We start from the raw sequence: 18,495 nt of genomic DNA on the forward strand, positions 1-18,495 counted from the left end.
GCCGTCACCGCATGATCGTCGTCAGCACGTCCACCCCGAGCTGCATCAGCCGCTGGAGGTCGAGGCGGTGCTGGATCATCCGGCCGTCACGGCGGGACACCAGCAGCCCCGCCTCGCGCAGCCGGCCCAGGTGGCGGGAGACCTGCGGCACCGTCATGCCGGTCCGCGCCGCCAGGTCGGACGTCGTGATCGGCTCGTTCACCAGGTGGCGGCACAGCGACAGCCGGGCCGGGTCGGCGAGGATCGCCAGCCGCAGGCGGACCTGGGCGAGGGTGTCGCGGGCGCCGTCGCCCTCGACCGGGAAGTGCACGACCACCGGGAACTCCGGGTCGACCTTGACGATCAGGTGCGGCCGCGCGTGCACCGACGGCACCAGCAGGCAGCGGCGGCCGCGCAGGTCGGCGTGCAGGGACTGCAGCTTGTCGAACACCACCGACGCCGGGTCGTGCCGGACCGCCGCGTTCGTGCTCAGCGACGCCAGCGCCTCGGCGACCGGCAGCGCGCTGAGCCGCGTCCGCACGGTCGCGCATTCGCTTTCCAGGCGGTGGGAAACGCGCGCCCATTCGTCGGCGAAGAACTCGTCGGCGCACGCGCGCAGGACGTCCAGCAGGTCGGCGCGGAACGCCGCCGGGTCGCTCACGAGGTGCCGGGCCAGCTCGCCCCGGCCGAACGACCGCCGCTCGCAACTCACGACGTACGCGTCCCGCGCCGCCGCGTCGCCCAGCAGGTCGCCGATCTCGGCCAGGCCGCCGTGGATCGCCTCGGCCGCCGTCGCCGCGAAGCGGTCGAGAGGCAGCGCCTCGATCCGGCGCAGCTCCTCGTCGAACGTCTGCCCGAGCGGCAGTTCGAACGGCAGCAGCAGCCGGCAGCGGCGGCGCGCCCACAGCGGCGCGTAGGTCTTCAGCCTGCCGTGCAGGGCGGCCGAAGTGTCCGCGCGGACGCGGGTGAGCCACGGCCGCACCTCGAAGTGGTGCTCGGGCTCGGCGATCGAGTGCAGGCACGCGAGCAGCTCGGCCACCGGCGACACCCCGGCGACGAGGTCGGCCGCCCGCGCGCCCTGGACGGTCAGCACGACGGACATGCGCCCAGCGTACGACCCATCCTTACCGCGGTCGCGGTAAACGTCGGCGGCACGGCGGCGAAACGGACCTAGCCTTCCCGGAACGCCACACGAGAGGCCCGGCCATGCACGACTTCCTGCGCACCTTCTTCGATCTCCGCGAGATCCTGGACGTGCTGCCCGCCCTGCTCACCGAAGGGCTGCGCAACACCCTGCTGATCGCCGCGCTGGCGATCGTCTTCGGCGTCGTCGCCGGCGTGCTGCTGGCGATGCTGCTGCTGTCCCGGCGGCGGCTGGTCCGGCTCCCCGCCCGGATCTACGTCGACGTCTTCCGCGGGCTGCCCGCGATCGTCACCGTCAGCCTGGTCGGCGTCGGCCTGCCCGCCGCGGGCTTGCGGCCGTTCGGCCGCGAGCCGCTCGGCTACGCCGTGCTCGCCATCGCGCTGATCTCCGCGGCCTACTCGGCCGAGATCTTCCGCTCCGGCATCCAGGCCGTCCCGGCCGGGCAGCTGCACGCGGCCCGCAGCCTCGGCATGCCCTACCTGACGGCCATGCGCGTGGTCGTCGTCCCGCAGGGCGTGCGCAACGTCCTGCCCGCGCTGGCCGGCCAGTTCATCATCGACGTCAAGGAGAGCGCACTGGTGTACCTGCTCGGACTCGGCTTCGGCCAGCGGGAGCTGTACTTCATCGCCCAGGAACGGCAGGCGGCGACGTACAACTCGTCGGCACTGGTCGCCGCGGGTCTCTGCTACCTGCTGCTGACGATTCCCCTCACCTACGCGGTGAACCGGCTCGACCGGCGGATGCGCGAAGGCCGGCGCTTCACCGCGGCCCCGGCGCCGGTCGCCGTCCCGGCGAAGGCGGCCGTCTGATGCCCGCGGTGTCCGTGCGCGGGCTGCACAAGCGTTATGGCCCAGTGGAAGTGCTCCGCGACGTCGACCTCGACGTCGCCGCCGGCGAAACCGTCTGCGTGATCGGGCGGTCCGGCTCCGGCAAGTCGACGTTGCTCAAGTGCCTGAACCTGCTGGAGGAACCGACGGCCGGGGAGATCCACATCGCCGGCACGGCGATCACCGGGTCCGGTGTGGACGTCGACGCCGTCCGCACCCGCGTCGGCATGGTGTTCCAGCACTTCAACCTGTTCCCGCACCTGAGCGTGCTCAAGAACGTCACCGCCGCGCTGCGGCACGTCCGGCGCCTCGGCCGGGACGCCGCCGACGACAAGGCGATGACCCAGCTGGAGCGGCTCGGCCTGGCGCACCTGGCCCACCAGCGGCCCGGCCGGCTCTCCGGCGGGCAGCAGCAACGCGTCGCGATCGCCCGCGCGCTCGCGATGGAACCCGAAGTGATGCTCTTCGACGAGGCGACTTCCGCGCTGGACCCCGAGCTGGTGAAGGACGTCCTCGACGTGATGCGCTCGCTGGCCGGCTCGGGCATGACGATGCTCGCCGTCACCCACGAGATCGGCTTCGCCCGCGAAGTCGCCGACCGCGTGGTGTTCATGGACGAGGGCCGCATCGCCGAATCCGGCCCGGCCCGCGCCACCCTCGACGACCCGGAAACCCCGCGGCTGCGCGACTTCCTCGCCCGCGTCCTCTGATGAGTCCGGAAAGGACACTCCCATGCTGCGCCTCGCTTTCGCCGCGCTCGCCGGCGCCCTCCTGCTCACCGGCTGCGGCGGCACGTCGGCCGCCGACGACCCGTACGGCCTGCTCGAACCCGGCACCATCCGCGCCGCCACCCAGACCAGCCAGCCGCCCTTCGCCTACGGCGATCCGACGGGCAAGCCGGTCGGCTTCGTCATCGACCTCACCGACGAGGCCGCGAAGCGCCTCGGGCTGAAGGTCGACTACAAGGCGACGTCGGTGACGTCGTCGCTGGCCGGGCTGACCAGCCACCAGTACGACCTCGCCGCGGCCGGTCTCGGCGTCACCGAAGAACGCCAGAAGAGCGTTTCCTTCACCAAACCGCTGTTCTGGAGCACCACCGCGGTGCTCACCGGCGCGAAGAACCCCGCGGCGAAGCTCACCGACTTCGCCGGCCGGAAGGTCGGCGTGGTCACCGGGTCGACGCAGGAACCGTTCGTGCCCGCCAAGATGCCGGGCGCGCTGCCGATCGGTTTCCCCAACGCCAACGCCGCGGTGAGCCAGCTGCTCAACGGCAGCCTCGACGCGTTCGTCGTCGGCGGTCCGGACGCGGCGCAGTTCCTCAAGCAGTACCCGGCCCTGCGGCAGGCGGCCTCGGCGCCGGTGGAGCACCCGACGTCGATGGCCGTGCCGAAGGACCACGGTGCCCTGCTGACCGCGCTGGACCGGCAGATCGGGGCGATGGTCGCCGACGGGACGTACGCCCGGCTGTACCGCAAGTACTTCACGACCGCGCCGCTGCCGCAGCTGGTGGCCGCGTGGCCCGCGCTCGGGGCGCAGTTCGCGGGTGGTCTCTGATGGACTGGGAACGGCTCGGCCGGAACTGCTGGCGGCTCGTGCTCGACGTGCCCGCGCGCGACGGCACGAACCTGGTCGCCGACCTCTACGCCGCGCGGCCCGAGCCGCCCGCCGGGCCGGTGCTGCTGGAACGCACGCCGTACGGCCGCCGGCTCGCGCGTCCGTCGGACGGGGCGGGCCCGCCATCGCCCGAGGCGGTCGCCCAGCGGTTCGTCGACGGCGGCTACCTGGTGGTGCGCCAGGACTGCCGCGGCCGCGGCGACTCGGGCGGCACGTTCACCAAGTACCTCAACGAAGCCGAAGACGGCTACGACACCGTCGAGTGGATCGCCGCGCAGGACTGGTGCGACGGCCGCGTCGCGACGATGGGCGTCTCCTACTCGGCGCACGCACAGGCCGCGCTCGCGTCACTGGGCGCGCCGCACCTGGCCGCGATGTTCCTCGACTCCGGCGGCTTCGCCAGCGCCTACGAAGCGGGCACGCGGATGGGCGGCGCGTTCGAGCTGAAACAGGTCACGTGGGCGTTCCACCGGGCCCGCACGAGCGCCGAGGTGCGCGCGGACCCGGTGCTGCGGGCCACTTTGGACTCCGAGGACCTGCGGGCGTGGTTCACGCGGATGCCGTGGCGGCGCGGTGCGACGCCGCTGCGGTTCGTCCCCGGCTACGAGGACTACCTGCTGGAGCAGTGGGAACACGGCGTCTTCGACGACTACTGGCGCCAGCCCGGCATCTTCGCCCGCGGGTTCTACGACCGGTTCCCGGACGTGCCCAGCCTGCACATCGCCAGCTGGTACGACCCGTACATCCGCACGGCCACCGAGAACTTCCGCGAGCTGGGCCGCAAGAAGCACAGCCCGGCCTACCTCGTGCTCGGGCCGTGGACGCACGGCGCCCGCAGCGTCCGGCACGCCGGCGACGTCGACTTCGGTCCCGAGGCGCCGCTGGAGGGCAACCTCGACGACGACTACGTGACGATGCGGCTGCGCTGGTTCGACGCCCACCTCGCCGGCACGGGCGAGCCCCCGCCGCCGGTGCGGTACTTCCTGATGGGCGGCGGCTCCGGGCGCCGGACCGCCGACGGGCGCCTCGACCACGGCGGCCGGTGGCGCACGGCGACGGCGTGGCCCCCGGAGACGGCCGAGGAGCAGGTGTTCCACCTGAGCGCCGACGGCGGTCTCACGCGCACCCGGCCGGCGGGCACCTACCTGGAGTACGACTTCGACCCGGCGGACCCGGTCCCGACCCTCGGCGGCCAGGTCACCTCGGGCGAGCCGGTGATGAGCGGCGGCGCGTTCCACCAGCGTCCCGACGAGCGCTTCTTCGGCGCGGCACCACCGTTCCTGCCGCTGGAGAGCCGGCCGGACGTGCTGGTGTTCCAGACCCCGCCGCTGGACCGCGACGTCGCGGTCGCGGGGCCGGTCACGGTCCGGCTGGCGGTCTCGTCGACGGCCGCGGACACGGACTTCACGGTCAAGCTGATCGACGTCCACCCGCCCAGCGCGGACTACCCGCAGGGGTTCGCGATGAACCTGACCGACGGCATCCTGCGCTGCCGCTACCGCGACTCGTTCGCCGAACCGGCGCCCCTGGTGCCCGGCGAGGTCTACGACATCACGGTGGAGGCCCCGGACACGGCCAACCTGTTCCGCGCCGGCCACCGCATCCGGTTGGACGTCAGCTCCAGCAACTTCCCCCGCTTCGACGTCAACACCGGCACCGGCGCCCCGGAAGTGGGCGACCGGCGCAAGGTGGTGGCCACGAACCGGGTCCACGTGGACGGCCGGTCGTGGCTGACGCTCCCGGTGCTCCCCGGCTAGTGGATGCGCGTCTGCCAGTCGTCCGGCACCCGGCCCTCGGGGCCGGGCACCGGCTGCGTGACCGGCCGGTGCTCCGGCGGCGCCAGCGCCGGGCCGTCGTAGGCCTCGCCCGTCTCGTAGCTGTAGAACCAGTCCTCCCCCGGCTCGAAGCTGCGGATGAGCGGGTGCCCGGTCGCCTTGTAGTGCGCGGTCGCGTGCTGCGCGGGCGAGGTGTCGCAGCACCCGATGTGGCCGCACTGGGCACAGCGCCGCAGGTGCACCCACCACCCCTCGGCGGCGAGGCATTCCGCGCAGCCCGTCCCGCTCGGTGCGGCGGTGACGTCGATACCGTCGATTTCGGCCATGCCGACAGTCTGCCAAGTGCCGGGGCCGGGCGCATCAGCCGGTGCGGGCCCGCCCGCGTTCCGGGTGGCCTTCCCCGGCGGGAAGGCCACCCGGATCACGTTCGCGCTCGGGGTGTCAGTCGCACGCCGTCCCGTTGAGTGCCGGGGCCTGGAACGGCGGCGCCGAGCCGGTGTAGCTCGCGTTGTAGCCGATCGTGGCGGTCCCGTTCGTCGCGAGGGTGCCGTTCCAGGCGGCGTTGTCGACCTTGACGACGTCGCCGGTGTCGGTCCAGGTGCCGTTCCAGCCCTGGCTGACGGTCACCCCGGGAGCGGAGAAGGTGAGCGTCCACCGGGTGACCGGGGCGCCGCGGTTTTCGAGGACGATCTCGCCGGTGTACCCGTTCGCCCAGGAGCTGACCACCCGGTGCGTGACCTTGCAGCCGCCGGTCGGCTGCGGGGTGCTGCTGGTGGGGGTCGTCGGCGTCGTGGGCGTGGTGGGGGTGGTCGGCGTGGTGGTCGGCACCGGACCGGCGGCGACGGCGAGGTCGTAGGCCCGCTGGGGCACGAACTGCCCGGCAGCGGCGATGCAGCCGTCCGCCTCGCCCGGCGGCTTGACCCAGAGGAAGGCGGCGATCGCGCTGTCGCCGGTCTGGTCGGTGCTGGCGGTGCCGATCGCGCGTCCGGCGGGATCGCACCACTCGCTGCCCTGCGGCCCGTTGCCGTTGCGGCTGGTGTCGACGACGGCCTTCAGCCGCGAGTCGCCGAGCTGGCCGAGGATCGCCTTGTCGTAGGCGACTTCGTCGCCGGTGGCGCGGTAGTTGGAGACGTTGGTGGAGATGCCGTCGGCGCTGTTCGAGATGTCCGCGGCCCGCAGCCGCGCGGCCGCGTCACCGGCCGAAAGCCAGGCGGAGTGCCCGATGTCGAAGTACACCTTCGCCTGCGAGGAGCCGGCCTTGAGCCGTTTGCCGGCGTAGGCGATCGACGCGGTGGTCTGGCTCTGCTGGTCGCCGCTCTGGCAGTTCGTCATGAGCGCGAGCACGTCGGGTTCGAGCACGATGGCGGCGGGCCGCCCGGCCAGGCCGGCGGCGACCTGGTCGATCCACGCCCGGTACGCGTCGTGCGACGGCGCGCCGCCGCCGCTGGCCCCGCCGCAGTCACGGTTGGGGATGTCGTAGACGACCAGGATGGGGATCTTCCCGGCGGCGGCCGCGGCCCCGGTGTAGGCGTCGACCTCGCCGCGCACGGTGGCGGTGTTGGTGGTGGTGAACCACTTGGCCTGCGGAACGGAGGCGATCCGGTCCCGGATGACGGCGGCGCGCGAGTCACCGGGATTGGCGGCGACCCATTGAGCGGCATTGGTGGTGGGATCGACGTAGAAGACGGACCCGGCGGCTTCGGCACCGGACGTCATGACGACGACGCTGCCCAAGGCCAGGGCGGCAACCGCACCGGCGGCCACGGTTCTGCTTCGCATGCACGTTCTCCTTCGAACGACCGTGAAGTGTTCCGTCATCGCCGCGCCCGAGACGACTGGGAGCGCTCCCAGTGATCCGGAATGGTAGCCGGGGATGCGGGATCGGGGAAGGGGGTCGCCCGTTCGGACGGGCGCTCAGCCCGCGATGATGGTGCGGCGCCAGGTGCCGGCGGCTGTGTGGAGTTCGCGTGGCTCAGCGGCGCGCGAGGTTTGGGGAGACGCGTTCGGTTGTCCAGCACAGCGTGCGCGCGAACGCGGCCGGCTCGTCACCGCCGGGCAACGTGTTGGGCCGAGGCGCTCGCGTTGCGGTGCTGGTGCGGCGCCAGGTGTCGGCTGCGGCGTCGAGTTCGCGTGGCTCAGTCTGGTTGTCCAGCACGACGCACGCGCCGGCGCGACCGACTCCTCGCCTGCGGGCGGGCCGTCGATTGGGCCGGGGCGCTCAGGCCGCGGTGATGGTGCGGCGCCAGATTTCGGCGCAGGTCTCGGCCGCGGCAGCCAAATCGCCGGTCCGCGAGGCGTGGTACAAGACCCGTTCGGTCATCCAGCACAACGCGCGCGCCAACGCGGCCGGCTCGTCACCGCGCAACCCCGCCCGCCGCAGAACCGTCGTCATCGCTTCGGCGTAGCGGTCGACAGTTCCGTTCCACAGCCGGGCGATCTCGGGCACTGTCGGGGACAGCTCGACCGCCGCGCGCATCACCGGGCCGTGTTCACGCCACATCTTCGCCGTCAGCAACACGGCCGCCCGCGCCGTCTCCGCGGGCGCCGAATCGGTGGCCACCGACGCGGTGCGGGCGTCCTCGTCGAGGACCGCGACCGTGCGCGCGACGAGCGCCGTGAGCACGTCCTGCTTGGACCCGAAGTAGAAGTACAGCGACGCGCGGGAGATGCCCGCGCCCTTCGCGATCGTCTCCACGGTCATCGGCTCGACGTGCTCGCGCTCCAGCAGGGCTTCGGCGGTGTCCAGGATCGCCTGTTCGCGCAGGTCGCCCTTGCGCGGTGCGTCGCGCCGCTTGCGCGTGGTGGCCATGGCGGGATCCTAGTTCGCCGCGATCTGGTGCCCGTCGGGAAAGTCCGTGGAGCGCGACAGGTCCGCCCACTTCTCGATCTCGGCGTCGACCGCCGAACGTCCCGCCGCGACCAGGCGCAGGGCGTCGGACCCGAGCACCAGGTGCGTGGGCGGCTCGGCGGAGTCGACGACCGCGAGGAGCGCGTCGGCGGCCTTGGCTGGGTTGCCGAGCTGGTTGCCGCTGGCGGCCTGGCGCGCCTCGCGGATCGGGGCGAACAGCTCGTCGTAGTCCGCGATGGACCGCTCGGTGCGCACCATCGAACGGCCGGCCCAGTCGGTGCGGAAGGACCCGGGTTCGATCAGCGTGACGTGCACCCCGAACCCGGCGACCTCCTTGCCGACGGTTTCGAGCATGCCCTCGACGGCGTACTTGCTGCCGCAGTAGAAAGCGAGCCCGGGCACGGTCATCAGCCCGCCCATGGAGCTGACGGCGAAGATGTGCCCGGACCGGCGCCGCCGCATGCCGGGCAGCACGGCCTGCACGGTCGCGGCGACGCCGAAGACGTTGGTGGCGAACTGCGCCCGCAACTCCGCGAGCGGGGATTCTTCGAAGACGCCTTCGTGGCCGTACCCGGCGTTGGCGACGAGCACGTCGATCGGCCCGACCCCGGCCTCGACGTCCTGGACGAGCGCGAACACGGCGTCGTCGTCGGTGACGTCGAGCAGCCGGGCGTGCGCGCGCCCGGGGGCCAGCGCTTCGAAGGCGCCGAGGTCGCCCTCCCGGCGCACGGTGCCGACGACGGTGTGCCCGGCGTCGAGCGCACCCTGCGCGAACGCTCGGCCGAGGCCGCTGCTGACGCCGGTGATGAGAAAGGTCTTGGGGGACATCCGGTGCTCCTTGTCCTGAGCTGTCGTCCCCACCGACTCTACACAGCGTCGATTAAATTCGACACTGTGTCGATAATCTCGGGAGCGCCCGGTCGCGGCGATCTCCGCCACGCACCCCTTGAAACCCATACCCCCTAGGGGTACCTTCTGATCCGAAGGCGGCACCCGCGAAGGAGAAACCCATGACCACCAGCAGCTTCACCGTCACCGGCATGACCTGCGCGCACTGCGTGGCCTCGGTCAGCGAGGAGGTCGGCGCCATCGAGGGCGTCACCGACGTCGCCGTCGACCTGCCCACCGGGGCCGTCACCGTCACCAGCAGCCGGCCGGTCGACGACGCGCGGGTCCGCGCCGCCGTCGAGGAGGCCGGTTACACGCTCGCCGGGTAGACCCGGCCTTCACGCGAGGAAACGCAGATGAACACCACAGCACGGCTCGCCGGGTTCGGCGGAGCGCTCGTCCTGCTGGCGGCCGGGGGGTTCGCCGTCGGGACCGCGGCCGGCCCCGTCTCCGCCGCCACCAGCGAACACGAAGGCACGGGCGGCGAGCACGCGGGCATGACCGCGCCGGTGGACGACCTGCCGGGCGGGCTGGCCTCGAGCAAGGACGGCTACACGTTCGCGGTCGCCGACGCGACCCCGGAGCCGGGCCGGTTCTCGTTCACGATCACCGGGCCGGACGGCAAGCCGGTGACGGGTTTCGACGTCGAGCACGAGAAGAAGCTGCACCTGATCGTGGTGCGCCGGGACACCGCGGGCTTCCGGCACGTCCATCCGGAAATGGCGCCGGACGGCACGTGGAGCGTCCCGCTGACCCTGCCGGCGGCGGGTTCCTACCGCGCGTTCGCCGACTTCACCCCGGCCGGCGGCCGGGCGATGACCCTCGGCACCGACCTGTCCGTCGCGGGCGACTACCGGCCCGCGACCTACGCGCCCAGCCGCACGGCGCGGGTCGACGGCTACACCGTCGAACTCGCCGGTGACTTCACGGCCGGGCGGACGTCCCCGCTGACGCTGACCGTCACCCGCGGCGGCGCCCCGGTCACCGACCTGCAGCCCTACCTCGGCGCCTACGGGCACCTGGTCGCCTTGCGCGAAGGCGACCTCGCCTACCTGCACGTCCACCCCGACGGCGCCCCCGGCGACGGGAAGACGGCCGCCGGGCCGCAGGTGAAGTTCGCCGCCGAGGTCCCCAGCGCGGGGACCTACCGGCTGTTCCTCGACTTCCGGCACGGCGACGTCGTGCGGACCGCCGAGTTCACCCTCACCACCGGCCACGGCCACTGACGCGGAAGGAGAGCCGATCATGACCGAGATCGAACTCGCGATCGGCGGCATGACCTGCGCGTCCTGCGCCAACCGCATCGAGCGCAAGCTCAACAAGCTCGACGGCGTCACCGCTTCGGTCAACTACGCCACCGAAAAGGCGCGCGTGCACGCGCCCGACGGCGTCGACCCGGCCACGCTGGTGGCCACGGTCGAAGCCGCCGGCTACCACGCGACGCTGCCCCGGGCGGCGGAGCCCGAGTCCGAAGTGGACGACGGGGATCCGACGCGGCCGTTGCGGCAGCGGCTGATCACCAGCGCGTTGCTCGCGGTACCCGTGATCCTCCTGGCCATGGTGCCGGCGCTGCAGTTCACCTACTGGCAGTGGATTTCGCTGACGCTGGCCGCGCCGGTCGTCACCTGGGGCGCCTGGCCGTTCCACCGGGCGGCCTGGACGAACCTGCGCCACGGCGCCGCGACCATGGACACGCTGGTGTCGATGGGCGTGCTGGCCGCGTTCGCGTGGTCGGTGTGGGCGCTGCTGTTCGGCACCGCGGGCACACCCGGGATGGTGCACCCCTTCGAGCTGACGGTCGCGCCCTCGGACGGCGCGGGCAACATCTACCTCGAGGTCGCCGCGGGTGTCACGACGTTCATCCTGGCCGGCCGCTACTTCGAGGCACGCTCGAAGCGCCGCGCGGGCGCCGCGCTGCGGGCCCTGCTGGAGCTGGGGGCGAAGGAGGTGGCCGTTCTCCGCGGCGGCACCGAAGTCCGCATCCCGACCGCGGAACTGGCGGCCGGGGACCGGTTCGTCGTGCGGCCCGGCGAAAAGATCGCCACCGACGGTGTGGTCGAGGAGGGCAAGTCCGCGGTCGACGCGTCGATGCTCACCGGCGAGTCGGTACCCGTCGAGGTCGGCGAAGGCGACGCCGTCACCGGCGCGACGGTCAACGCGGGCGGCCGGCTGGTCGTCCGGGCCACCCGGGTCGGGGCGGACACGCAGCTGGCGCAGATGGCCAAGCTGGTCGAGGACGCCCAGAGCGGGAAGGCCGACGTGCAGCGCATGGCCGACCGCGTGTCCGGGGTGTTCGTGCCGATCGTCATCGGGCTGGCCGTGGCGACGCTCGGGTTCTGGCTCGGCAGCGGTGTCGGGACGGCGGCCGCGTTCACCGCCGCGGTCGCGGTGCTGATCATCGCCTGCCCGTGCGCGCTCGGCCTGGCGACGCCGACGGCGTTGCTGGTCGGCACCGGCCGCGGCGCCCAGCTCGGGATCCTGATCAAGGGCCCGGAGGTGCTGGAGTCCACGCGCCGCGTCGACACGGTGGTGCTGGACAAGACCGGCACGGTCACCGCCGGGCGGATGACGCTCGTCGGCGTGCACGCGGGCGAGGGCGTCGACGAGGCCGAGCTGCTGCGGCTGGCCGGCGCGCTGGAGGACGCGTCGGAACACCCGATCGCGGCGGCCGTCGCCCGCGGTGCCCGGGACCGCGTCGAACTGCCGCCCGCGGAGGACTTCGCGAACGTGGAAGGCCTTGGCGTGCAAGGGATCGTCGAGGGGCACGCCGTCCTCGTGGGACGCACGGCACTGCTGGAGGATTGGAGCCAGCCGCTGCCCGCGGACCTGGCGGAGGCGAAGGCCGCGGCGGAGGAGCGGGGCCACACGGCGGTCGCAGTGGCGTGGGACGGCGCGGCCCGGGGCGTCCTGGTGGTCGCCGACACGGTCAAGCCGACCTCGGCCGAAGCGGTTGCCCAGCTGCGGGCTCTCGGGTTGACCCCGGTGCTGCTGACCGGGGACAACACGGCCGTCGCCAACGCCGTCGCGGCCGAGGTCGGCATCGATGAGGTGATCGCCGAGGTGCTCCCGGCCGACAAGCTCGACGTCGTCAAGCGGCTGCAGGACGAAGGCAAGGTCGTGGCGATGGTCGGCGACGGCGTCAACGACGCGCCGGCGCTGGCCCAGGCCGACCTCGGGCTGGCCATGGGCACCGGCACGGACGTCGCGATCGAGGCGAGCGACCTCACGTTGGTCCGGGGCGACCTGCGCGCGGTGGCCGACGCGATCCGGCTGTCCCGGCGGACGCTGCGCACGATCAAGGGCAACCTGTTCTGGGCGTTCGCCTACAACCTGGCGGCGCTGCCGCTGGCCGCGGCGGGGCTGCTGAACCCGATGATCGCGGGTGCGGCGATGGCGTTCAGCTCGGTGTTCGTGGTCGGCAACAGCCTGCGCCTGCGTGGCTTCACCTCGCGCGCGACGAGCTGACCGCGACTCAGGGGCAGCCGACGAAGCCGGTGGCCAGCAGCAGAACGGCCGCGAGGGCCGGCGGTGCGAAGAACGCGGCGAGCCCGCCGGCCACGGTCATCAGCCGGGGTGCCGGCGACGAGCCGGAGTCGAGCCGGCTCAGCCGGATCGCCGCGTCGCCGCCGGCCATCGCGAGGGCCCGCCGCGGCCCGTCCCCGGCCTTGATCGTCCGGAGCGCGGACCGGAGCGGCTCGCGCCCGCACTGCTCGGCCGCCGCGCGGTCGGCGGCCAGTTCGGCCAGCAGCCGCGTCGCGCCGGGCAGTTCACGCATCAGCGGCAGGAACCGCAGCGTCCGGCCGAGCACCTCCGCGCAGCCGGTCAGCAGGTGGTGCCGGCCGTGGACGTGGGCCCGTTCGTGGGCCAGCACCGCCCGCAGTTCGCGGTCCGTCAGCCGCGCCGCGAGCCCTTCGCTGGCGACCACCAGCGGCCGCCGGCCGCCCAGGCTGTAGGCGATCGGTTGCTCTTCCGGCAGCCACAGCGTGGGCAACGGCCGGGGGTCGCGGGTGCCGGCGAGCCGCAGCGCGGTCAGGTGGCGCCGGTGCAGCACGTGCCGCCTTCGCCGTCGGCGCAGCGAAGCCAGTGCCAACCGGCCGGTGGCGGTGGCGAGCACGGTCCCGGCGACCGTCCCGACCAGCGGGTCGAGGCCGGGGAGGTCGTCGTGGTCCAGCGCCGACCAGCAGTCGTGGAGCAGGCCGACGACCGCGTCGGCGGGGCCGTGCCCGGGCAGGACGAGCACCAGGACGCCGGCGATCGTCCCGGCGGCCACTCCGGCGGCGGTCAGCAGCCACCAGGCGATGGCCGTCCCCGGGTCGATCCGCGCGGCCAGCCTGCTCAACGGCACCGGAGACCACCAGGCGACCGCGAGGGTGCCGAGCAGCAGGGCGGCCGCGAGGATCACCGTTTGCCCGGCTTCCGGCGCAGCGCCCGGCGGAGGACGTCCGACTCCTCCTCGGTGACCGTGCTGACGAAGTGCAGCAGCACGGACTCCCGGTCGTCGACGGAGTCGAGCACCTCGCGCAGGCTCCGCGCGGTGGCTTCCGCGCGCGTGGTGACCGGGCGGTAGCGGTAGGCGCGGTTCTCCAGTTCGCGCGTGACGCGGCCTTTCCGGTGCAGGTTGTCCAGGACGGTCAGCACCGTCGTGTACGCCAGGTTCCGGTGCCGGTTGAGCTCGTCGAGCACCTGGCGGACCCGCAGGGGTTCCGCCGCGTCCCAGAGCACGTCCATCACCGACGCTTCGAGCTCGCCCAGCCCCAGCATGGCACCTCCGCCGGCCAGGATACTTCCCGCGCGCCGGGCCTTCGCCGGTCGCCGGGGCGGGAGCGGCCGCCCCGGCGACCGGTGCTCAGCCCTGCGTGCGCAGGCCCCGCATCTCGGTGATCTCGGCCTGCTGGGCGTCGACGATCTTCCGGGCGAGCGCCTTGGCGTCGGCGTTGGCGCCCCGGGACAGCTCCGTCCCGGCCATGTCGATCGCGCCCTGGTGGTGCTGGATCATCATGTCCAGCCACATCTTGTCGAACTCGGCGCCCTTGGCGGCCTCGAGCTTCGTCAGCTCGGCGCCGGACATCATGCCGGGCATCGGCTCGTGGGTCATGCCCGGCATGGCCGAGCCGGCGCCCCAGGTGGTCAGCCAGGTCCGCATCTGCTGGATCTCGGGGTCCTGGGCCTTCGCGATCCGGCTCGCGAGGTCGATCACCTTCGGGTTCGTGCTGCGGGACGGGACGAGCTTCGCCATGTCGAGCGCCTGGCTGTGGTGCGGGACCATCTGCTGGGCGAACACGACGTCATCGGCGTTGTGCTCGCCCGCCGGAGCCGGCGCCGGTACCGACGACCTGTGGTCCATTCCGGACATCGGCGCGGTGCTGTCGCAGGCGCCGAGCACCACGGCGGAGATCACGGCGATGCCGCTGATCAAAACGTTCTTGCGCATGACAAATCCTTCTTCGTGCTGAGGTACGTGGATCGACTGGGCCGTGCGGGCTGTCGATCACGTACGCGACACGCACAAAGAAGTCAGGATGCTGCGGCCGGCTCTGTCGGGTGGGCGTCCTCGACGCGGTGAGCCGCGGGGCCGGGCGAGCCGGCGGAGCGACGTCCCGTACTGGGCCACCACCAGGAAAGCCACGACGGCGACGAGGAGGGCACCCGCGGCCGCCAGCACGGCCAAGCAGAGGTGCAGGGCGTCGTGCGGGCCACCCGGCATGCCGGGGTCGTGGTCACCGGATGCGGCGTGCACGGACGTCTCCGCGGTGTCCGGCATCCCGGAGGCCGAAGCGACGTGGTGCATCGCGACGACGCAGAAAGCCAGCACGCACAGCAGGACCACCCGCCGCGCGCCGCCGAACCGGTTCGTCGTCACCATGTCACTATGCAGCATAGTAGAGCGGGCTACCCGGCGGGCGGCTCGCTCGGGAACAGGACGGGGCTGAGCAGGTAGCGCGTCCGGCCGGGCCGGGGTTCGTTCGCCAGTCTCGGTGCGATCGCCGCGCGGAGCTCGCCGATCATCGCCGCCAGCTCGGCCCGGTCGAGCCAGACCGCGTGCTGGCGGTAGCCGACGAGATCGGCCGCCGGGTCCGCCGTGTCGCGGTCGAGGTAGGCGTGGAACTCGGCGACCAGTGCCGCGACCGCGCTCCCGAACGCGCGGCGGTGGTCCTCGGCTGTCATCGCGCGGGCCGTTTCGAGGTCGATCACCGCGCGGTCCTGCCGCAGGCGGTAGTGCCGCTCGACCGCGCCGCGGACGCGGCGTTCCTCGGCGACTTCGAGGACGCCGGCCTCGGCGAGGAGGTCGACGTGCCGGTAGACGGTCGCCTTCGACACGTCGGGCAGCCGGGCGGCCAGCTCGGCCGTGGTGAGGATCCGGTCACCGCGCAGGGCGTTGACGATCCGCACCCGGACGGGGTGCGCGAGCAGCTTCAAGGTGTCCACACCCAACGTTCTCATATTCTGCTATCGTTCGCAAAAGATGAGAAAGGTGGGCCGATGACCCAGGATCCGGTGGCGACCGCGGTGGCGGTCGTGGAGTCGCTGATCGGCGAGCGCTTCGAGGACGTGGCCGGCCGGTTCGCGCCGGACCTGCGTGCGGCGGTCCCGCCCGATGCGCTGCGGAGCGCGTGGGCCACGGCGGCCGCGGGAACGGCGGCGGTCGCCGGCCCGGCCGTGACCGAGCCGGGGCAGGCGGGGCTCGTCCGCGTCCGCGTCCCGGTCGGCGGCTTCACCGTCGTGATGTCCGTCGACGGCGCAGGCGTGGTGCACGGCCTGCGGTTCGCACCCGCGTCCGATCCACTGTGGACTCCGCCGTCCTATGTGGACCCCCGGCGGTTCACCGAGCGGGAGATCACGCTCGGCGCAGGAGCGGGCGCCACCGTCACGTCCCCGGTGGACGCCGGCGGGGCGGGCGTGGTGCTGCTCGCCGGCGGCGGGCCGTTCGACCGCGACGGAAGCAGCGGCCCGAACAAGCCGCTCAAGGACCTCGCCTGGGGACTGGCGAGCCGCGGCGTGACGGTCGTGCGCTTCGACAAACCCGCCCACGCCGAGACGATGACGGCCGAGTACGTGCCGTACGCCGTCGAAGCACTCGCCGTCCTGCGGCGGGAGCCGGGGGTCGAGCGGCTGGTCGTCGCCGGTCACAGCATGGGCGGCAAGGTCGCGCCGCGCGTCGCCGAGGCCGACCCGTCGGTGGCCGGGCTGGTGATCCTCGCCGGCGACGCCCAGCCGATGCACCACGCCGCCGTCCGGGTCGCCCGCCACCTCGGCCTCGACCGGTCCACGGTGGCGGCGTTCGAACGGCAGGCCGAGCTGGTCGACAGCCCCCGGCTGACGCCGCGGACCCCGCCGGCCGAGCTGCCGTGGGGCCGGCCGGCGTCCTATTGGCTCGATCTGCGCGGCTACGACCCGGTCGCCGCCGTGGCGCGGCTGGCGGTACCGGTGTTCCTTGGGCAGGGCGGCCGCGACTACCAGGTGACCGTCGCCGACGACCTCGCCCGCTGGCAGGCCGGTCTCCGGGGCCGCCCCGGCGTCACCGTCAAGGTGTACGGCTCCGCCGATCACCTGTTCTTCCCCGGCGAAGGCCCGGCCACGCCGGCGGACTACGCGCGTCCGGGTCACGTCGATCACGACGTCGTATCGGATGTCGCCGAATGGGTGGCTCGCGTAGGCTGAACGCGGCGCGCCGGGAAGTCTGGTCGGCATCCGGATCGGGATGTGGAGGACCGGCTGATGCGCGGGGTCGAAACCGTACTGTTCCTCGTGGTGGTGGCGACGGTGGTCGCCACCTTCGCCCGGCGGCTGCGGGTTCCGGCGCCCTCTCTGCTGGTCGTCGTCGGGGTCGTCGTGGGGCTGCTGCCCGGCGTTCCCGTCGTGCAGGTGACGCCGGACGTGATCAGCCTCGTCGTGCTGCCGCCCCTGCTGTTCGCGGCGGGGGAAGAACTCCCGTGGCGCGACCTGCGCGCGGTCGGGCGGCCGGTCGCGGTGCTGTCGGTCGGGCTGGTGCTGCTGTCGGCGGCGGCGGTGATCGGGACGGCGGTCGCGGTGACGCCGTTGCCCGCCGGGATGGCGTTCGTGCTCGGCGCGATGCTGGCGAGCACGGACCCGGTCGCGGTGACGGCGCTCGCGCGGCGGCTGGCGTTGCCGCCGCGGGTGCAGGCGCTGATCCAGGCCGAAAGCCTGTTCAACGACGCGACCAGCCTGCTGCTGTTCCGGGTGGCGTTGTTCCTGGCCGTCGCCGGGGGCGCCGCGTCGTGGGGCCGGACGCTGGGGGAGTTCGCCGTGCTCGCGGGCGGCGGGGTGGCGGTCGGGGTGCTGACCGCGCTCGGCGCGTTCGTGATCCGGCGGCGTACCGAGGACCCGGTGCTGGAGACGGTGATCTCCCTGGTCACGCCGTACGCGGGGTACGTCGCGGCGGAGTCGGTCGGCGGGTCGGGCGTGACCGCGGTGGTCGTGGCGAGCGTGATCCTCGGGACCCAGGCCGAACGGCTGACGACCGCGCGGATCCGGCTGCAGGTCGGCGCGGTCTACCAGACCGTCGTGTTCCTGCTGGAGAGCGTCGTGTTCGGCCTGATCGGGCTGCAGCTGCCCGCCCTGGTGCGCCGGGTGGCCGGCGGCGGGGCGTGGTGGCTGCTGCAGGCCGTGGCGATCGCGGCGACGCTGCTCCTGGCGCGGTTGCTGCTGGTCTTCGTGCTGTCGGCACTGCGGCAACGCCGTGAGGCCGGCCGGATCTCCTGGCAGGTACCGGCGGTCGTCTCGTGGGCGGGGGCGCGGGGCGTGGTCCCCCTGGCGGCGGCGCTGTCGTTGCCGGTCGTCACCGCCGACGGTGCGGCGCTGCCCGCGCGTGACCTGGTGCTGCTGCTGACCACGGCGGTGATCGTGCTGACGCTGGTGGTCCAGGGCTTCACGCTGGCCCCGCTGGTGCGCCGGGCCGGGATCGCGCTCGACCCGGCCGACCTGCGCACCGAGTACGCCACCGCGCGCCGCAAGCTCGCCGAGGCGGGGCTCAGCCACCTGGACCACCTGGCCGAAACCGAGTCCGCCGCGGCGTTCGCGGTCGACCAGCTGCGCGCGAGCTGGCAGGCGCGGCTGGACCACATCCGCGGCGACGGCGAGGACGAGTCCGGCGACCCGGTGCGCGGGATCGACTACCGCGCCCTGCGCCGGGAGCTGATCGACATCGAGGCCGCCGAGCTGACGCGGCTGTTCGAGGCGGGCGAGATCACCGACGGCACCCGCCGCCGGATCCAGCGGCTGCTCGACCTCGAGCACACCGGGCTCGAGGACTGAGCCGCGCGCCGGTCCCCGCGAGCGTCGACGAGCTCGCCCGCGCCGCCGCACTCCAGCTGGGCTGGAACGGCGTCGTCCTCCCCGAGACCACGATCCTCGGCCGCAAGGTCTGCGTGGTCGCCAAGCTCCGCACCGACGTACACGCCG

Annotated in this window: 19 protein-coding genes; 9 read left to right on the forward strand and 10 right to left on the reverse strand. The window is 73.3% G+C overall.

Annotated features, from left to right (window positions below):
• Positions 1 to 4 precede the first annotated feature (4 nt).
• Positions 5 to 1,081, reverse strand: a complete 1,077-nt coding sequence (locus AB0J40_RS37065) for a DUF5937 family protein (protein WP_364462962.1) — start codon at positions 1,079 to 1,081, stop codon at positions 5 to 7.
• Between the two features lie 104 nt (positions 1,082 to 1,185).
• Between AB0J40_RS37065 and AB0J40_RS37070 the strand changes: the two genes are divergently transcribed.
• The 4 genes from AB0J40_RS37070 to AB0J40_RS37085 are packed head-to-tail and all read left to right on the forward strand — an operon-like array spanning position 1,186 to position 5,321.
• Complete coding sequence (locus tag AB0J40_RS37070; protein WP_364462965.1) at positions 1,186 to 1,932, forward strand: amino acid ABC transporter permease; 747 nt, start codon at positions 1,186 to 1,188, stop codon at positions 1,930 to 1,932.
• Positions 1,932 to 2,660, forward strand: a complete 729-nt coding sequence (locus AB0J40_RS37075; RefSeq protein ID WP_364462967.1) for an amino acid ABC transporter ATP-binding protein — start codon at positions 1,932 to 1,934, stop codon at positions 2,658 to 2,660. Before AB0J40_RS37070 ends, AB0J40_RS37075 begins: the two co-directional genes overlap by 1 nt.
• A gap of 22 nt (positions 2,661 to 2,682) precedes the next feature.
• Positions 2,683 to 3,504, forward strand: a complete 822-nt coding sequence (locus AB0J40_RS37080) for a transporter substrate-binding domain-containing protein (protein WP_364462970.1) — start codon at positions 2,683 to 2,685, stop codon at positions 3,502 to 3,504.
• The gene (locus tag AB0J40_RS37085) at positions 3,504 to 5,321 is read left to right on the forward strand and encodes a CocE/NonD family hydrolase (RefSeq protein WP_364462973.1); all 1,818 of its coding nucleotides are present in this window, start codon (positions 3,504 to 3,506) and stop codon (positions 5,319 to 5,321) included. The genes AB0J40_RS37080 and AB0J40_RS37085 overlap by 1 nt, the downstream gene beginning before the upstream one ends.
• Here AB0J40_RS37085 and AB0J40_RS37090 read toward each other — a convergent pair.
• The 4 genes from AB0J40_RS37090 to AB0J40_RS37105 all read right to left on the reverse strand — a co-directional run bounded on the left by AB0J40_RS37090 (position 5,318) and on the right by AB0J40_RS37105 (position 9,015).
• Positions 5,318 to 5,665, reverse strand: a complete 348-nt coding sequence (locus AB0J40_RS37090; RefSeq protein ID WP_364462976.1) for a UBP-type zinc finger domain-containing protein — start codon at positions 5,663 to 5,665, stop codon at positions 5,318 to 5,320. The genes AB0J40_RS37085 and AB0J40_RS37090 overlap by 4 nt on opposite strands.
• 115 nt (positions 5,666 to 5,780) lie before the next feature.
• Positions 5,781 to 7,103 carry a glycoside hydrolase family 6 protein gene (locus AB0J40_RS37095; RefSeq protein ID WP_364463035.1) on the reverse strand — a complete coding sequence of 441 codons (1,323 nt, stop codon included), beginning with the start codon at positions 7,101 to 7,103 and terminating at the stop codon, positions 5,781 to 5,783.
• A gap of 454 nt (positions 7,104 to 7,557) precedes the next feature.
• The gene (locus AB0J40_RS37100; RefSeq protein WP_364462979.1) at positions 7,558 to 8,148 is read right to left on the reverse strand and encodes a TetR/AcrR family transcriptional regulator; all 591 of its coding nucleotides are present in this window, start codon (positions 8,146 to 8,148) and stop codon (positions 7,558 to 7,560) included.
• A gap of 9 nt (positions 8,149 to 8,157) precedes the next feature.
• On the reverse strand, positions 8,158 to 9,015 hold the full coding sequence (locus AB0J40_RS37105) for an oxidoreductase (protein ID WP_364462982.1): 858 nt from the start codon (positions 9,013 to 9,015) through the stop codon (positions 8,158 to 8,160).
• Positions 9,016 to 9,197: 182 nt separating this feature from the next.
• Here AB0J40_RS37105 and AB0J40_RS37110 point away from each other — a divergent pair, with 182 nt between their 5' ends.
• From AB0J40_RS37110 to AB0J40_RS37120, 3 genes are read left to right on the forward strand one after another with little or no spacing between them, the layout of a single operon-like run.
• The gene (locus tag AB0J40_RS37110; RefSeq protein ID WP_364462985.1) at positions 9,198 to 9,404 is read left to right on the forward strand and encodes a heavy-metal-associated domain-containing protein; all 207 of its coding nucleotides are present in this window, start codon (positions 9,198 to 9,200) and stop codon (positions 9,402 to 9,404) included.
• A gap of 27 nt (positions 9,405 to 9,431) precedes the next feature.
• On the forward strand, positions 9,432 to 10,301 hold the full coding sequence (locus AB0J40_RS37115; protein ID WP_364462988.1) for a hypothetical protein: 870 nt from the start codon (positions 9,432 to 9,434) through the stop codon (positions 10,299 to 10,301).
• A gap of 19 nt (positions 10,302 to 10,320) precedes the next feature.
• A complete protein-coding gene (locus AB0J40_RS37120) occupies positions 10,321 to 12,540 on the forward strand; it encodes a heavy metal translocating P-type ATPase (protein ID WP_364462991.1) in 2,220 nt (739 codons plus the stop codon).
• Positions 12,541 to 12,547: 7 nt separating this feature from the next.
• Here the strand turns inward: AB0J40_RS37120 and AB0J40_RS37125 are convergent, their stop codons facing one another.
• From AB0J40_RS37125 to AB0J40_RS37145, 5 genes are all read right to left on the reverse strand, one after another.
• Complete coding sequence (locus AB0J40_RS37125; protein WP_364462994.1) at positions 12,548 to 13,477, reverse strand: M56 family metallopeptidase; 930 nt, start codon at positions 13,475 to 13,477, stop codon at positions 12,548 to 12,550.
• Positions 13,474 to 13,836, reverse strand: a complete 363-nt coding sequence (locus tag AB0J40_RS37130) for a BlaI/MecI/CopY family transcriptional regulator (protein ID WP_364462997.1) — start codon at positions 13,834 to 13,836, stop codon at positions 13,474 to 13,476. The genes AB0J40_RS37125 and AB0J40_RS37130 overlap by 4 nt, the downstream gene beginning before the upstream one ends.
• A gap of 85 nt (positions 13,837 to 13,921) precedes the next feature.
• Positions 13,922 to 14,506, reverse strand: coding sequence for a DUF305 domain-containing protein (locus tag AB0J40_RS37135; RefSeq protein WP_364463000.1), 585 nt, complete (start codon positions 14,504 to 14,506; stop codon positions 13,922 to 13,924).
• A gap of 57 nt (positions 14,507 to 14,563) precedes the next feature.
• On the reverse strand, positions 14,564 to 14,938 hold the full coding sequence (locus AB0J40_RS37140) for a hypothetical protein (RefSeq protein WP_364463002.1): 375 nt from the start codon (positions 14,936 to 14,938) through the stop codon (positions 14,564 to 14,566).
• A gap of 26 nt (positions 14,939 to 14,964) precedes the next feature.
• On the reverse strand, positions 14,965 to 15,501 hold the full coding sequence (locus AB0J40_RS37145; protein ID WP_364463005.1) for a helix-turn-helix domain-containing protein: 537 nt from the start codon (positions 15,499 to 15,501) through the stop codon (positions 14,965 to 14,967).
• A 54-nt stretch (positions 15,502 to 15,555) separates the two neighbouring features.
• On the opposite strand from AB0J40_RS37145, the gene AB0J40_RS37150 reads away from it, so the two are divergent.
• Both AB0J40_RS37150 and AB0J40_RS37155 read left to right on the forward strand, forming a co-directional pair.
• The gene (locus AB0J40_RS37150; RefSeq protein ID WP_364463008.1) at positions 15,556 to 16,734 is read left to right on the forward strand and encodes an alpha/beta hydrolase; all 1,179 of its coding nucleotides are present in this window, start codon (positions 15,556 to 15,558) and stop codon (positions 16,732 to 16,734) included.
• A 57-nt stretch (positions 16,735 to 16,791) separates the two neighbouring features.
• The gene (locus tag AB0J40_RS37155; RefSeq protein ID WP_364463011.1) at positions 16,792 to 18,348 is read left to right on the forward strand and encodes a Na+/H+ antiporter; all 1,557 of its coding nucleotides are present in this window, start codon (positions 16,792 to 16,794) and stop codon (positions 18,346 to 18,348) included.
• Positions 18,349 to 18,495 lie beyond the last annotated feature (147 nt).

This window comes from Amycolatopsis sp. NPDC049691 (assembly GCF_040675005.1).
Lineage (GTDB): Bacteria > Actinomycetota > Actinomycetes > Mycobacteriales > Pseudonocardiaceae > Amycolatopsis.

Excerpts from the sequence above, each read along its gene's own strand:
- AB0J40_RS37080 (WP_364462970.1), top strand. The coding sequence starts at position 2,683 with ATGCTGCGCCTCGCTTTCGCCGCGCTCGCCGGCGCCCTCCTGCTCACC.
- AB0J40_RS37135 (WP_364463000.1), bottom strand. The coding sequence starts at position 14,506 with ATGCGCAAGAACGTTTTGATCAGCGGCATCGCCGTGATCTCCGCCGTG.
- AB0J40_RS37150 (WP_364463008.1), top strand. The coding sequence starts at position 15,556 with ATGACCCAGGATCCGGTGGCGACCGCGGTGGCGGTCGTGGAGTCGCTG.
- AB0J40_RS37115 (WP_364462988.1), top strand. The coding sequence starts at position 9,432 with ATGAACACCACAGCACGGCTCGCCGGGTTCGGCGGAGCGCTCGTCCTG.
- AB0J40_RS37065 (WP_364462962.1), bottom strand. The coding sequence starts at position 1,081 with ATGTCCGTCGTGCTGACCGTCCAGGGCGCGCGGGCGGCCGACCTCGTC.
- AB0J40_RS37130 (WP_364462997.1), bottom strand. The coding sequence starts at position 13,836 with ATGCTGGGGCTGGGCGAGCTCGAAGCGTCGGTGATGGACGTGCTCTGG.
- AB0J40_RS37070 (WP_364462965.1), top strand. The coding sequence starts at position 1,186 with ATGCACGACTTCCTGCGCACCTTCTTCGATCTCCGCGAGATCCTGGAC.
- AB0J40_RS37085 (WP_364462973.1), top strand. The coding sequence starts at position 3,504 with ATGGACTGGGAACGGCTCGGCCGGAACTGCTGGCGGCTCGTGCTCGAC.
- AB0J40_RS37090 (WP_364462976.1), bottom strand. The coding sequence starts at position 5,665 with ATGGCCGAAATCGACGGTATCGACGTCACCGCCGCACCGAGCGGGACG.
- AB0J40_RS37105 (WP_364462982.1), bottom strand. The coding sequence starts at position 9,015 with ATGTCCCCCAAGACCTTTCTCATCACCGGCGTCAGCAGCGGCCTCGGC.
- AB0J40_RS37075 (WP_364462967.1), top strand. The coding sequence starts at position 1,932 with ATGCCCGCGGTGTCCGTGCGCGGGCTGCACAAGCGTTATGGCCCAGTG.
- AB0J40_RS37100 (WP_364462979.1), bottom strand. The coding sequence starts at position 8,148 with ATGGCCACCACGCGCAAGCGGCGCGACGCACCGCGCAAGGGCGACCTG.
- AB0J40_RS37120 (WP_364462991.1), top strand. The coding sequence starts at position 10,321 with ATGACCGAGATCGAACTCGCGATCGGCGGCATGACCTGCGCGTCCTGC.
- AB0J40_RS37155 (WP_364463011.1), top strand. The coding sequence starts at position 16,792 with ATGCGCGGGGTCGAAACCGTACTGTTCCTCGTGGTGGTGGCGACGGTG.
- AB0J40_RS37110 (WP_364462985.1), top strand. The coding sequence starts at position 9,198 with ATGACCACCAGCAGCTTCACCGTCACCGGCATGACCTGCGCGCACTGC.
- AB0J40_RS37140 (WP_364463002.1), bottom strand. The coding sequence starts at position 14,938 with ATGGTGACGACGAACCGGTTCGGCGGCGCGCGGCGGGTGGTCCTGCTG.